Genomic DNA, 13,870 nt, shown 5'->3' on the forward strand with positions numbered 1-13,870 from the left:
GTGCACGAGAAAGGCGCCCCTCCGCTCTCTACGTAGGGCGCCCCCTCGTCGTGCCCGCGGCTACAGCCGGCCCTGGGCCTTGAGGTTGATGTAGGCGTCGGCCAGGGCCGGGGCGATGTGGTCGGGGTCGGCGTCGACCACCTCCACACCCATCCGGCGCAGCTCGGTGGTGACCCGGTGTCGCTCGCTCAGCGTGCGCTCCGCCGAGGCAGCCCGGTACAGCGCGTCCGCGCTGCCCCGCTCAGCCGCCATCGCCTCTACCTTCGGGTCCTTGATCGCCGCGACCATCAGCAGGTGGTGCGAGGAGAGCACCGGAAGCTTCGGCAGCAGGCCCTCCTCCAACGAAGCGGCGTTGAGGTCGGTCAGCAGCACCACGAGCTTGCGGGCCCGCCCCTGCACCATGACGGCGCTCACCATCCCGGCCGGGTCCGACTCCACCAGCTCCGCCTCCAGCGGCGCCATGGCCTCCACGACCCGGTGCACCTGGCTGCCCTTGCCCGAAGCCTTCACCTGGGCGCGGACCGCGCGGTCGTAGGCCATGAAGTCCACCCGGTCACCCGCCTTCCCGGCGAGCGCCGTCAACAGCAGTGCGGCGTCCATGGCGTGGTCCAGCCGGGGGGTGTCGCCCACGCGCCCCGCCGAGGTGCGCCCGGTGTCCAACACGACCAGGATGCGCCGGTCCCGCTCGGGCCGCCAGGTCCGCACCACCACGCCGTCGTTGCGGGCGGTGGCACGCCAGTCGATGGACCGCACGTCGTCGCCGGGTACGTAGTCGCGCAGCGAGTCGAACTCACTGCCCTGGCCGCGCACCATCGCCGTGTGCTGTCCCTCCAGCTCGCGCAGCCGGGACAGTTTGCCCGGCAGGTGCCTGCGGCTGTGGAAGGGGGGCAGCGTCCGGACCGACCACGGGGCGGGGAGCGTGCGCTGCCGTCCGGCCAGCCCCAAGGGGCCGATACTGCGCACCGTCACCCCCGCGGACCGGGCGTCACCGCGCCGGGTCGGTGTGAGCGTGGTTCGGACACGGCGCCGCTCACCGGCGGATACCCGAAGCCGTTGGCGGCGGGGCTCGGAGCGCGAACTCGGCGGCCAGGCGTCGCGGACCGAACCGCGTAGCCGCCGCCTGGTCGGATTGACCACCGTCACGTACACCTCGGCGGAGTCGCCGAGCCGCAGGGAGGTGTCGCCCTCCCGAGAGAGTCGCAACCGCCTCGGGCCGGTTGCCAACAGCACGTCCAGCACGACGAGCAGCACCACCAGGCCCACGGCGGCGTAAGCGACGGTTTCGCCGATCGCGCCGGAGATGGCCACAGCGCCCGTCGCGAGGAGCGCAAGCAGCGCGGCCCGGCCGGTGACCACCATCAGCGCGGCACCGGGACGGAGGCCAGCACACCGTCCAGGATGCCGTCGGTGGTGGCACCCTCCAGTTCGGCCTCCGGACGCAGCCCGATGCGGTGCCGCAGGGTGCCCTTGGCCAAGGCCTTCACGTCGTCCGGGGTCACGTAGTCGCGACCGGAAAGCCACGCCCACGCACGGCTGGTCCGTAGCAGCGCCGTCGCACCGCGGGGCGAGGCGCCCAGCTGGAGGGACGGCGAGAAGCGGGTGGCCCGGCACAGGTCCACGATGTAGCCGAGGACCTCGGGGGCGATCCGCACCTGGGCCACCGAGTGCCGCGCGGCCTGCAAATCGGCGGCGCCGGCCACCGCGGTCACACCGGCGGCGGCGAGGTTGCCCGGGTCGAATCCGGCTGCGTGACGGCCCAGCATGTCCACCTCGGCGGCGCGCTCGGGAAGCGGGATGGTCACCTTCAGCAGGAACCGGTCCAGCTGGGCCTCGGGCAGCGGATAGGTGCCCTCGTACTCCACCGGGTTCTGGGTGGCGGCCACCATGAACGGATCCGGAAGGGCGGCCGGTCGGCCCTCGACGGTGACCTGTCGCTCCTCCATGGCCTCCAACAGCGAGGCCTGGGTCTTGGGCGGGGTGCGGTTGATCTCGTCGGCCAACAGCAGGTTGGTGAAGACCGGACCCTGCATGAACTCGAACTTAGCGGTGTGCTGGTCGTAGACGAGCGAACCCGTCACGTCGCCCGGCATCAGGTCCGGGGTGAACTGCACCCGCTTGTGGTCCAGGGACAGGGCCTGCGAAACCGTGCGAACGAGCAGTGTCTTGGCGACACCAGGCACGCCCTCCAACAGCACGTGGCCGCGGCATAGCAATGCCACGACCAGGCCGGTCACCGTCTCGTCCTGGCCCACGACCGCCTTGGCCACCTCGCGGCGCAGGGCGGTCAGGGACGCCCGTGCCTCTTCGGCGGATGGCAGTGCCTCGGGTGTGAAGGCGTTCACGTGCCGTCTACCTCTCTCGATACCTCAGTGGTCTGATCTTGTCTGTGGCGGGCGCTGCCGGGGCGCCCGGTCGGCGCGGCGGCCGGGCTCACCGCAGTTTCCCGGCGAGCTCGTCGAGTTTGCCGGAGAGCCGCAGCATCGCGTCGTCGTCCGTCGCGTAAGGGTCCGGAACCGAGGGGTACAACACCTGCCGCAGCGTCTGGGGCTCGTCCCCGGTGCGTCCGGCCACGGCGGTCACCACCGCGTCCGCCCCCGCGTCGGACCGCAGGCCCAGCTTCGGTAGCGAACGCTCCACGAAGCCTGCCCGCAGCGCCGCCGCGGCCCGGTCCCGTGCCTTACGGGACTGGTACATCCCGGCACGGCCCTCGGTGGTCTCCGAGGCACGCACCACGACGGGGAGGGACTCCGGCACGAGCGCACCCATCCGCCGCCCGCGCCAGACCGCGAACAACAGCAGGGTCAGCGCCAGCGGGGCCAGAGCCCAGCGCAGACCCAAGGGGAGGAGATCCCACAGGTCGGCGCTGCCGACCGATTCGGGGACGCTCGGGCGCAGCCACACCACGTCCTCGGCGGAGAGCAGGTTCAACGCGAGTGCCGCGTTGCCCTGGGAGTCCAGGTCGTGGTTGGTCAGCGGGCCGCCGGTGCCCAGCACGGTCGTGGTGGTCCCGTCGGGGGCGTCCACCTCGATCAGCGCCGAACCGCCGGAGGCCGGGTAACAGCCGGAGGCACCGTCGCCCTCGGCCGAGTACAGCTCACCGCCGACCCCTGCCGTCCCGGCCGCCTCCGCGGCGGGCAGGGAGCATTCGGGGTCCAGGTTGTCCTCGTCGGTCCGCCCGGTCATGTCGGCGCCGGGCGCGAAGGCCGAGAGGGAGCGCAGGGACGGCTGCACCAGCACGGTGTCGGCCTCCAACTCCGCCAGGCCGTCCAGTTCCTCGGGGAGCAGACGGTGGTCGAGGAAGACCACGAGAACCGTGTCGTCGCCCGCACGCTCCACGGCACTGGTCGCGTCCTCGGAGGAGCGGGTGACGGTGACGTTCGAGTCCTGCTCGACGAGCTGGAGGAGGGCCCGCGACCCGGTGGGTTCGGGGTTGCCGGGCTCCAAGTAGCCGCTCGGGAACTGCTCGCTGCCCAGGGACAGCAGGACGGCTACCAGCACCAAAGCGCCGATCAGGGCGGCCGGGGCGCGGCTGGCCCGCCACACGCGCCGGACGGCGGACGTCGACTGGGGAGGGGGCGCGGCGGAGGTACCTGCCCGCGGTTCGGGCGGCGCGGTGGTCGTCATCGTCGCCCCTCCTGCTCCGGAGACGTGGTCTGCCCCGGAGCCGTGGGCCGTGACAGCCCCGCCTCAGGGAACTCGGGACGCGCCGAGCTCAGCCGGACGTCCAGTTCGCGCAGCGTCCGAACGGCTTCGGCGGTCGCGATCCGGTCTCCGTAGGCCACGTCGTTGAAGATACGGGCGCCGTCGTGCAGGCCAGCGGCCTCATCCGGGAGCGTCGAAGCGGCCTCGTCGGCGAGCTCGGTGGCGGTACGCCCCGCCCTGGGACTCACGATGGTCCGTTCCTCCAGGTCCACGCTGATCGCGCGCAGGCGTTCGGTCACGGCGGCGGCGAAGTCGCCCTCGGCCTCGTGCCGGTCGGCGGCGGCCCGGTGGTCGGTGGCGGACAGGACCTGCCCCTCGTGGAGCGGCACCCCGGCCCGGCGGTTCCAGGAGGGGCGCAGGTACACGATCAACCCGATCACCAGGACCAGGATCACCAGGAGTACGACGCCCAGGAGCCAGCCTCCGGGGATGACCCCCTCACCGGCCGAGACCAGTCGCCCCAGGAGCTCGTCCAACCAGGCGAGGAAGCGGTCGATCAGGGACGGCTCGTGCTCACCGTAGAGGGGATCGGACAGTTCCTCGATGGCGCGCCGACGGCCCTCCTCCCGGGTCACCTCCGCCGGCGCGGCAAGGAAGGGCCTCACGCGCGGTTCTCCGGCAGGTAGATCTCCGGGCCGACCGTCTCACCCCGCTGTGAGGCCTGGTGGAGCTTCAGGTCCAGGCCCTCACGGCGCATCCTCAGGTCGATGTAGAGCAGCGTGTTGACACCGGCCGCGAACGGCTGGGCGATGGCGTAGACGACCACGTTCCCCACGTAGGTGATCACACCCGCCGTGATCGGTGCCCACAGGGCGTCCGGCGCGACGAACGTGAGGAGTCCGCTGACGAGGGCCAGCGGTGCGGTCAGGACCATGCTCACGACGGCGACGAGGATGCCGGCCAGCAGCCAGTAGCCCAGCGTGCGCCACCAGCTCTGCTGCGAGATCCGCCAGGACCGGGCCATGGCCTGGCCCGGGCCGAGGCGTTCGAGCACGATCAGCGGCATGGCGTAGTAGAGGCGGATCCAGATCCACAGGGACGGGGCACCGATGGCGAGGACACCGACCAGCAGCGCCAAGAAGCCGACCGCCAGGCCAGCGCCGCCACCGACCTCGAAACCGACCATGAACCCGGCGAAGAGCCCGACGAACAGGACCACGACGAGGGCGACGACCATGACCAGCTGGATGCCCAGCTTGATGAAGGCCAGGCCGAGGATGGCACCGACCCTGCCGCGCACGGCCGCCCACGCCTGACCGGGGGTGAGCTTGTAACCGAGTACGGCCATGCCCACGACCGCGGCGAGCAGTCCGAGCAGGACGGCCCCGCCCACGTAGATGAGGAGTTCACCGAGGTAGGTGAAGCCCAGAACGACGGGGGAGACCGGGAAGATCGGTGCGGTGGGGTCGGCCGCCATGGGGTCGGCCATGACCTCGTCGAGGAAGGTCGTGTAGTCGTTGAGGAAGAAGACCGACGCGACCGAACTCATGATGGTCGCGGCCGCCATGACGATCATGGCCAAGCCGAAGGTGGTCTTCGGGTTGTTGCGGATGTAGCTGAAGGCACCGTTGAAGATGTCGCCGAGTGTCATGGGGCGGAGCGCGACCACCCCGGGCTTGGGCGGTTGCGGCTGCCCGTATCCCGTTTGGCCGGGCCCCGGTGGCCCGTATCCCGGTGGCCCGTAGCCCTGCCCGGGCGGCGGTCCGTAGCCGGGGGACTGCTGGGGGTCCTGCTGTTGGCTCTCCTCCGGCGGGGCGAAGCTCGGAGTGCGCGCGCCGTACGCGTCGGCACCCTGATCACTGGGGGAGTGAACGTCCTGCGGCGGAGCGGCCGGGGAACCCTGTCCGGGTGCGGCCCAACCGCCGGACCCAGGGGGGTTTGCGGATTCGGGCGACCCTTCGTGGTCCGGGGTGCCTTCCAGCTCGTCCCGGCGGCCGTCCTCCTGGCTCATCTAGCCCGCCCTCCGTGAGGCTCGGTGACTCTGCGCGAACGTTTTCGCGCCAATTATGACCTGTCGGGAACCAACCTACCGGCCGGTTCCACCGCTCCTCAGCGGTGTCGGAGTGTGTCCCAGGACAACCGACGCACTTCATTCCTTTTGTATGCTTTCTGTTACCAACCGGCCAAGTCGCGAAGCTTTCCGGGGCTGCTTAGCCAGGGGCGACGCCGCCGGTGACCGAAAACGGTCCAAAAGGGCCCAACACTGCTGACCGCTCTCCCAACGCCGCCCGAAGCTGGCAAGGTTGGGAGAGTCGAAACGCAGTTCCCCGCAACGTGGGGAACACGGGCACCGACCACTGACGCCGCTTGAGTGTTCCAGGAGAGAGGAGTAGGCGCCGAGACCCGCACCGTCATCGAGGCTGTTGCGGTCGTCTGGCGCCGGATACACCGATGAAGGGACGTGTACTGGTTGTCGATGACGACCTCGCCCTCGCCGAGATGCTGGGCATCGTGTTGCGGGGTGAAGGGTTCGAGCCCTCGTTCGTTCACGACGGGGACAAGGCCCTGGAGGCCTTTCGCGAGACCAAGCCCGACCTGGTCCTCCTCGACCTAATGCTGCCCGGGGCCGACGGGATCGACGTCTGCCGTCAGATCCGCGCCGAGTCCGGGGTTCCCATCGTCATGCTCACCGCCAAGAGCGACACCGTCGACGTCGTCCTTGGTCTGGAGTCGGGGGCCGACGACTACATCGTCAAGCCCTTCAAACCCAAGGAGCTCGTGGCGCGTGTGCGTGTGCGGCTGCGCCGTACCGAAGAGCCCGCGCCTGAGGTCCTCCAGATCGGCGACATCACCATCGACGTCGCTGGGCACGCCGTGCGCCGCGACGGCGAGCAGATCAGCCTCACCCCGCTGGAGTTCGACCTCCTCGTGGCCCTGGCCCGGAAGCCGCGCCAGGTCTTCACCCGCGAGGTCCTGCTCGAGCAGGTCTGGGGCTACCGACACGCCGCCGACACGCGCCTGGTCAACGTCCACGTGCAGCGTCTGCGCGCCAAGATCGAGAAGGACCCGGAGCACCCCGAGGTCGTCGTGACCGTTCGCGGTGTCGGCTACAAGGCCGGTACCGCCTGACCCGGCCGGGACCCACATGACCGCGTCCGAACCCGAGGAGGGGCGGGTGGCCGACTCCAGCACGGAGCCGTCCGTCCCTTCCACCGGCCTGTCTGAGAACGGCGGCCGCTGGCGCGACAACAACTCCGGCTTGACCCGTGCCTACCTCTTGGCGCAGCGGGCTGCCCGCGCGCTGGTCCGCGGGGTGCACACCAACTGGCGCCGTTCGCTGCACCTCCGGGTCATCAGCACGACGCTCGTCCTGTCCCTGCTGGTCATGGCGGGGCTTGGCTACGTTCTGATCTCCGAAGTGCGCGGCGGTCTTTTGGAGGCCAAGACCAACGCCGCGGTCAACGACCACCGGGCGGGGCTCAGCTACGCGCTGGCCGAGCTCCAGGAGAACGAGGGCGGCGACCGGGACCGGCTCCTGAACAACATCGCGAGTGAGCTGACCAGCCGCAGCGGGGAAACGGGCCTGTACGGCGTGGTGATCCTCCCGTCGGTGAGTGACGAGAGGGGCTGGGCCACCGTTGACGAGGGGAGCGTCAACGACAGCGTCCCGGACCGCCTGATCGAGCAGGTCCGCCAGTCCGAGGTCGCCGATCAGCAGTACCACACCTACACCCGGATCGACCTGGACGGATCCGCCGATCCCGCACTGGTGGTGGGTGCTGAGCTCACGCACGCCTACGAGCTCTACTACATCTTCCCGCTCCAGCACGAACAGGAGATCCTGGACCTGGTCCAGGGCACGGTGGCCCTGATCGCCGTCCTGTTGGTGATACTCCTCGGCGTGATCGCGTTCATGATCACCCGCATGGTGGTCACACCGGTGCGCTCCGCCGCGCAGTCGGCCGAACGCCTGGCCTCGGGCGACCTCACCGAACGCATGACCGTGCAGGGAGAGGACGACCTCGCCCGGCTCGCCATGTCCTTCAACGACATGGCGGGCAACCTCCAGGAGAAGATCCAGGAGCTCGAGGAGCTGTCGAAGCTCCAGCGCCAGTTCGTCTCCGACGTCTCGCACGAGCTGCGGACCCCGCTCACCACCATCCGCATGGCGGGTGACCTGCTCTTCGACGACCGTGAGGAGCTCGACACCTCACACCGGCGCTCCGTGGAACTGCTCCAAGGCCAGGTGGAACGCTTCGAGGAACTGCTCGGGGACCTGCTGGAGATCAGCCGCCACGACGCGGGCGCCGCAACCCTGGGCATCGAGGCCGCCGACATCCGTGACTCTGTGATGAAGGCGGTCGGTGACGCCGAGCAGATCGCTGAGCGGCGCGGCATCAAGGTCGTCCTGCGCCTGCCGGCGGAGCCCTGCGTCGCCGAGTTCGACACCCGGCGCATCAACCGCATCCTGCGCAACCTCGTCGTCAACGCGATCGAGCACAGCGAGGGCCGTGACGTGGTGGTCAACGCCGCCGGGGACCGGGACTCCATCGCCGTGGCCGTACGCGACTACGGGGTGGGGCTGAAGGAGGGGGAGGAGCACCTGTGCTTCGACCGCTTCTGGCGGGCCGACTATTCGCGGGTGCGCACCACGGGCGGTACCGGCCTCGGCCTGTCCATCGCCAAGGAGGACGCGGCCCTGCACGGCGGTTGGCTCCAGGCCTGGGGCATGCCCGGTCAAGGGTCGCAGTTCCGCTTGTCACTGCCCCGCCGGTCCGGTTCCGAACTGCGCGGGTCACCGCTGCCACTGGTGCCGCCGGAGATCGCCCTGGGACGCAACTTCACCGCCTTCACCGACAAGGACGGCGGAAACGGTAACGAGGAGTCCAGGAGCCCGGAGACGGGTCGGCTCGGAGCCGACGAAGAGGAGGCCCTGTGAGCGACGTGGAGAGACCAGGGCGCCTGGTCCGGATCGCGCGTACCGCGGCCGCGGGCGCGCTCGCCTGCGTGACACTGGGGGCCTGTACGACCGTTCCCATGACCGGCCCCGTCGTCCCCGGCGAGGCCGAGGACACCTCCTCCGACCCGTACGGCAGCTACGTGCGCCTCCTGCCCGCCGGGCCCCAGCCGGGGGTCGGCCCCGAGGGCCTGGTGGACGGCTTCCTCAAGGACTTGGGGAGTTTCGAGGAGGACCACAAGGCCGCGCGCAGCTACATGCTTCCCCAGATGGGGGAGGAGTGGTCGCCGGACGGCGCCGTGCGGGTCTTCGGCGACCTGGACGCAGTCGACCTCGACGCGGAGGTCAGCAGCGACGGGCTCGGCGCGACCGTGCGGATGCTCAGCTCCCAAGTGGCCGTCATCGACGAGAGCGGCAAGTACGTCCCCGCGGAGCCCGGCACCCTCCTCGACGAGACCTTCAGCCTGGCCCGCGAGGACGACGACCCCGAGGGCGAGTGGCGGATCCAGAACCTGCCCGACGACCTCATCCTCAGCCAGCTCGACGTCGAGCGCACGCACCACCCGTTCAACCTCTACTACTTCAACCCCGAGGGCACGGCCCTCGTCCCCGACCCCGTCTACCTTCCGGTGATCACCGACCAGTTGGCCCAGCGCCTGCTGCGCAAGCTCATCGTGGGGCCCACGGACTGGTTGGGCCCGTCGGTGCTGTCCTCGTTCCCGGACGGGACGACACCCACCGTGGAGGTCGACGAAGAGCGGGCCGTGATCGACGTCAGCGGCGTCGGCGAAGCCGACGAGTTCAGCATGGGCGCCCAGATCGCCTGGACACTGCGGCAGCTGCCCGAGATCCAGGAGTTCACCCTTCGGGTCAACGGCGAGGAGGTCGCCTACCCGCAGGCCGACGGGGACAGCTCCGACCGGCCGCGTCCGGGCAGCGACTTCTGGGCGTCGGTGAGTCCCGGCGCCACGTCCGCCAACATCCGCGCCTACTACACGTACGAGGGCCAGCTGTGGTCCGCCAGCGACTGGGACTCCGAGACCTTCGACGACGCCGAACGGGTCCCCGGCCCCTTGGGTGCGGGGGACATCCAGCTGGACCGGTTCGCGGTATCGCTCGACGAGAGCACCGTCGCGGGGGTCACCCCGAGCGGGGAGGTCGTCACCGGCCTCGCCAGTCCCGACGCGGAGACCGAGGAGGTCCTCAGCGACGGCACCTTCACAGAGTTGTCCTGGGACGTGAACGGCGACCTCTGGGTCGTCGAGGAGACCAGGGAGGACGACGAGGACGACGAAGAAGCAGAGGACGACGAGGACAACGACTCCCCTGACGCGGGTGACGACCCCAACCTCAGCGGAACGGGTGCTGAGGACCCGCCCCCGCCCGGTTCCTCCGACCTCTGGTTGCTGCGCGACGGCGACGAGGTGGTCGGCGCCGAGGTGGCGGGGCTGCGAGACCACTCCCTGGTGAACTTCCAGATCTCCAGGGACGGCACCCGAGCCGCGGTGATCACCGAGCTGGACGGGGAGCGGGCGCTGCAGGTCGGGCGTGTGGAGGAGGACTCCGACGGCCAGGTCACGGTGACCTCCTTCATCACCCTGGCCCAGGAACTGGAGGAGGTCACCGGCGTCGCGTGGCGTTCGAGCGACCAGCTGGTCGCGCTGGGGAGCCGTGAGGGCGGCGCCAGCCAGGCCTTCCTGGTCTCGCTGGACGGGGGAACGCCGGCGGCCAGCGCCGGGACCCCGGCCGCCGGAATGGTGACCATCTCCGGAGCCCCGGGGCAGCCTTTGGTCGCCGGTTCCGACGACGGCAATATCTGGGTGTCCACCGACCCTCTGAACTGGCAGAACGTGGTGGAGGGCGGCTCTCCGACCTTCCCGGGATGACCCGAAGCTGACTGGCGGCGGGAGCCGTTCCAGGGTTTTAGGGGATGTGCGCGAACTCCGGGCGCTGGCCGCCCGGGGCCTCTACGAACACAGCGTAGTAGCCCTCGGTGTACTCGGGATAGGCACGGGGCGGTGCAGCACGGTCCAGCCGCCGGAGCACACCGCCTCGTGGACGGCTTCGACCCGGTGACGGCCGGCGGTACGGAAGGCCGAGTGGTGCCACCCAGGGCGCCCGTACGTGTGGAAAGAGCGGTCCGGGCCCTCGAACCCGTACAGCAGGATCTCCGGAGAGGGGCCGTGCCAGACGCGGGGTTCCGCCTCGCCCGCGGCACGGGTGTAGCCGAGGAGGACCGCGTCGTAAAAGCGTGCGGCCTCCGCCGGCACGTGGCTGGTGACCGCCAGGTGGTGCAGGGACATGGGTGTGCTCCAGGGGATGAGGGTTCAGGGTGACACCCTAGCCACTCCTTCGTTCCTGTGTTCGACGGATTGTCCACAGGCGGCGACCCGGCACTGGTGTGAGCTGCGGGGACGGACGACACTGGATTCATGAACCAGCGGACCGGTACCCCTCACGGTCGGTGGTCGCGCGGCCTGAGCTCTCGGGTGGTCCGTGCTCTCACCGCTCTCGTCCACGCTCTCCTCGAACTGCTCCTGCCGGTGCCCTGCGCGGGGTGCGGCGGGCCGGGCGGGCCCCTGTGCGGTCACTGCCGGACGGTGCTGGAGGGCCGACCGCGTCCGTGCGCGCCGCGCGCGCACTGCCCGCCGGTCTGGGCGGCGGGGCCCTACGCCGGATACGGTCGCCGGGTCCTGCTCGCCCACAAGGAACGGGCGGACGGGCAACTCGCCGAAGTGATGGGGGAGCGCCTGGCCGCCACCTACCTGGCCTCGGGGTGGGCGGCGCCGGACACGCTGCTGGTGCCTGTTCCCGCACGCGGAGGGCCGGGTACCCGGAACGGTCCGGTCACCCGTCTGGCGCGTCTCTGCGTACTCCGGTCGGGCGGTGCGGCGTCGGCCACCCTGGCACCGGTGCTGCGCTACCGGCGCAAAGTGCGTCCACAGGTCGGGCTGGGTCGGGCCGAGCGCCTGGTGAACCGCCGGGGCGCCTTCACGGTTCGGCCGGAGCCGCGGAGCGGCCGGTGCGCTCGGTGGGCGGTCCGGGGCGGTCCCGGCGGCGGTGAGGGAGCGAACCGCGCAACGGAGGTGCGCGGGCGACGGGTGGTGATCGTTGACGACGTCGTCACCACCGGCGCCACTATCGCTGATGCCGCGCGTGCGCTGCGGGAAGAGGGGGCCCGGGTGGTGGGCGCGGTGGTACTGGCCGAACGGTCCCGCCCAGCGGCGCTGGCGGCTCCGGTAGCGGGGGAGCGGCCGGAAAGAAGGATTTACAAACCCCTCTGAACAGGCGAAAGACGCATGTTCGCAGGGGTTTGCGTCGTTTGTTGGCTGGTTGAGCACCTGATCGCTACCTGACAAGCGCGCAGGGACAGGTTACGGTCCAGGTATGGCACCCGTCCGGGTCCGTGGTTGCGCCGGATTTTCGAGGTCCCCGGGAACACCGGGGAGCGACGCCGGCAAGCCGATGCCAGGCGCAGGCGAAACGGCCCACGTAAGGCGACTTTTCGTCGACCGATCACGGTGCGCCTTAGAGGTAAGTCCTGCCCCGCGGAGGGTCCCGATGTCCCTCATGACAGGGAGAAGAGCAGTAGTCGCGGATAAGAGCGGCGACACTCTCAGCAGGCGGATGTGGGGACGAAGACCAGGTCGGCCGGACGGGTGGCATGCCGACGCGCGGGGGTTCGTCGTTCCTGGAGTGCGAGCTCCGGGGGTGCGGACCCCCAATCGGTCCCTCCGTGACATTCACTCCCCGGCGCCTCCACCTGCCGGGTGCTTTGTCCAAAACGAGACAAACGTCCCTTTTTCCAGTTCAGAGGCCTCAGGCAATCGTGTCCATGGGGCGCGTGATGACCCTGCCTCTGATGGGTATACGCACATCCAACCGAGCGGCACTCCGGATTCGCCCGGAGTGCAGACGGAAGGGGGCTAACGCGTCACACCCCTCCCCGCCGCGGGAGGTGGAGCAGAGCCAGCCTGGCCGTCGCCTTCACGACGGCCACGCGATGAAGGGGGTCCTATGGACATCATCGTCAAAGGTCGACGCACCGGTGTGAGTGAGAAGTTCCGACAGCACGTCGAGAACAAGCTCGACAGGCTCTCCAAGTGGGAGAAGAAGGGCATGAGCGTCGATGTGGAGGTGTCCCAGGAGCGCAACCCCAAGCTCGCTGACGTCCGCGAGCGGGTTGAACTGACCATCCACTCCGACGGCCCTGTCATCAGGAGCGAGGCCGCGTCCGTGGACCGTCACGGCGCCCTCGACCTCGCCCTCGACAAGGTCGAGGCCCGTCTCCGAAAGGCCGCGGACCGCCGCAAGGTCCACCGCGGCAACCACACTCCCGTCTCCGTCGCGGCCGCGACCGCTGACCTCCCCGGAGACCTCCTGCCCTCACCCGACGCGACGAAAGCCACGGCAGCCCCTGCCCAGCGCAGTGGGGACGACGAGGAGATCGACGGTGTCGAACTGAACAACCGCTTCTCCGACGAGTTCGTCGAACTCGACACCCAAGGGGACGTTCCCGTGATCGTGCGGGAGAAGTTCCACCGGGCAAAGCCGATGAGCATCGACCAGGCGCTGATGGAGATGGAACTCATCGGGCACGACTTCTACCTCTTCCACGACGAGGTGAAGGACACCCCGAGCGTCGTCTACCGCCGCAAAGGCTTCAACTACGGCGTACTCAGGCTCGTCGACTAGGTCCCCGCCGAGAGGCCGGTGAGCCGAGCCGGAAACGGGCCGCGGCGGCCCGAATGGTCCGCCGCGGCCCGTTTCCGGCACCCCCGTCAGGCGCGCTGGGTCCTCTTGATGCGGTGCAGAGGAGTCTGGTGCGGTTCTTCGGACTCAGTGCGGGGCGGGTCGAGCACCACGTCACTGAGAATGTCGCAGGCCACCGCCACCACGAAAGCCGCCAGCATCAGGGCCCCGCCCACGATGAGAAGCAGCAGAGAACCCCCCATGGCGACGGCCAGACCGCCCAGGGTGAATCCCGCGGTCGCCAGCGCGACACAGGCCCACGAAGCGGCGCTGCCCCGGTGGCTGTTGCTCGGTGCCCAGGACCCCCCTTGGCGCTGGAACCCCCGGATGCGGCCGTTGCGGTCCTCCTCCTCAACCGTCGGTCGGTGCCTCTCCCAGGCCAGCGCCGGGTCGTCCGCCTCGGCCGAAGTCCGCGGCGAGGGTGGCCGCGTGCCCTCCGAACTCACGGCCTGCTCCCGCTCCCTGTTGCTTCGCATGGTGATCCCCCCTGGGAACACGTTCGCGTTCGACGGAACCGCG

Annotated in this window: 12 protein-coding genes and 1 pseudogene; 6 read left to right on the plus strand and 7 right to left on the minus strand. The window is 70.1% G+C overall.

The features are described 5' to 3' along the window. Positions 1-60 precede the first annotated feature (60 nt). The 5 genes from ACYVD1_RS21280 to ACYVD1_RS21300 form a co-directional block, all read right to left on the minus strand. Positions 61-1,359: a DUF58 domain-containing protein gene (locus tag ACYVD1_RS21280; protein ID WP_460775647.1), complete on the minus strand. Its 1,299-nt coding sequence runs from the start codon at positions 1,357-1,359 to the stop codon at positions 61-63. Then, entirely contained in the window at positions 1,359-2,342 is a 984-nt protein-coding gene (locus ACYVD1_RS21285) for an AAA family ATPase (protein ID WP_460752722.1), read from the minus strand. The genes ACYVD1_RS21280 and ACYVD1_RS21285 overlap by 1 nt, the downstream gene beginning before the upstream one ends. A gap of 88 nt (positions 2,343-2,430) precedes the next feature. Then, positions 2,431-3,624 (minus strand): DUF4350 domain-containing protein, encoded by a 1,194-nt coding sequence (locus tag ACYVD1_RS21290; protein ID WP_460775650.1) that lies wholly within the window; start codon positions 3,622-3,624, stop codon positions 2,431-2,433. Beyond that, positions 3,621-4,307: a DUF4129 domain-containing protein gene (locus tag ACYVD1_RS21295; protein ID WP_460775652.1), complete on the minus strand. Its 687-nt coding sequence runs from the start codon at positions 4,305-4,307 to the stop codon at positions 3,621-3,623. Before ACYVD1_RS21295 ends, ACYVD1_RS21290 begins: the two co-directional genes overlap by 4 nt. After that, a complete protein-coding gene (locus ACYVD1_RS21300; protein WP_460775654.1) occupies positions 4,304-5,653 on the minus strand; it encodes a glycerophosphoryl diester phosphodiesterase membrane domain-containing protein in 1,350 nt (449 codons plus the stop codon). Before ACYVD1_RS21300 ends, ACYVD1_RS21295 begins: the two co-directional genes overlap by 4 nt. Positions 5,654-6,093: 440 nt before the next feature. Here ACYVD1_RS21300 and mtrA point away from each other — a divergent pair, with 440 nt between their 5' ends. Genes mtrA through ACYVD1_RS21315 form a run of 3 tightly spaced genes read left to right on the plus strand, consistent with a single transcriptional unit; the run spans position 6,094 to position 10,485 of the window. Beyond that, positions 6,094-6,771, plus strand: a complete 678-nt coding sequence (mtrA, locus tag ACYVD1_RS21305; protein ID WP_014908694.1) for an MtrAB system response regulator MtrA — start codon at positions 6,094-6,096, stop codon at positions 6,769-6,771. 16 nt (positions 6,772-6,787) lie between these two features. Then, on the plus strand, positions 6,788-8,581 hold the full coding sequence (mtrB, locus tag ACYVD1_RS21310) for an MtrAB system histidine kinase MtrB (RefSeq protein WP_460775657.1): 1,794 nt from the start codon (positions 6,788-6,790) through the stop codon (positions 8,579-8,581). Beyond that, entirely contained in the window at positions 8,578-10,485 is a 1,908-nt protein-coding gene (locus ACYVD1_RS21315; protein WP_460775659.1) for an LpqB family beta-propeller domain-containing protein, read from the plus strand. The genes mtrB and ACYVD1_RS21315 overlap by 4 nt, the downstream gene beginning before the upstream one ends. An 81-nt stretch (positions 10,486-10,566) precedes the next feature. Here the strand turns inward: ACYVD1_RS21315 and ACYVD1_RS21320 are convergent, their stop codons facing one another. Continuing rightward, complete coding sequence (locus tag ACYVD1_RS21320; RefSeq protein ID WP_460775663.1) at positions 10,567-10,902, minus strand: VOC family protein; 336 nt, start codon at positions 10,900-10,902, stop codon at positions 10,567-10,569. Between the two features lie 129 nt (positions 10,903-11,031). Here ACYVD1_RS21320 and ACYVD1_RS21325 point away from each other — a divergent pair, with 129 nt between their 5' ends. From ACYVD1_RS21325 to hpf, 3 genes and pseudogenes are all read left to right on the plus strand, one after another. Next, a complete protein-coding gene (locus ACYVD1_RS21325) occupies positions 11,032-11,883 on the plus strand; it encodes a ComF family protein (protein WP_460775667.1) in 852 nt (283 codons plus the stop codon). A gap of 597 nt (positions 11,884-12,480) precedes the next feature. After that, a pseudogene (locus ACYVD1_RS21330) lies at positions 12,481-12,606 on the plus strand (hypothetical protein); the annotation flags it as partial. Positions 12,607-12,616: 10 nt separating this feature from the next. Further along, positions 12,617-13,294, plus strand: a complete 678-nt coding sequence (hpf, locus tag ACYVD1_RS21335) for a ribosome hibernation-promoting factor, HPF/YfiA family (RefSeq protein ID WP_460775669.1) — start codon at positions 12,617-12,619, stop codon at positions 13,292-13,294. 86 nt (positions 13,295-13,380) lie between these two features. Here hpf and ACYVD1_RS21340 read toward each other — a convergent pair whose 3' ends face one another. Further along, positions 13,381-13,827: a hypothetical protein gene (locus ACYVD1_RS21340; RefSeq protein WP_460775672.1), complete on the minus strand. Its 447-nt coding sequence runs from the start codon at positions 13,825-13,827 to the stop codon at positions 13,381-13,383. Between the last annotated feature and the right edge of the window lie 43 nt (positions 13,828-13,870).

The organism is Nocardiopsis nanhaiensis, from assembly GCF_054778635.1.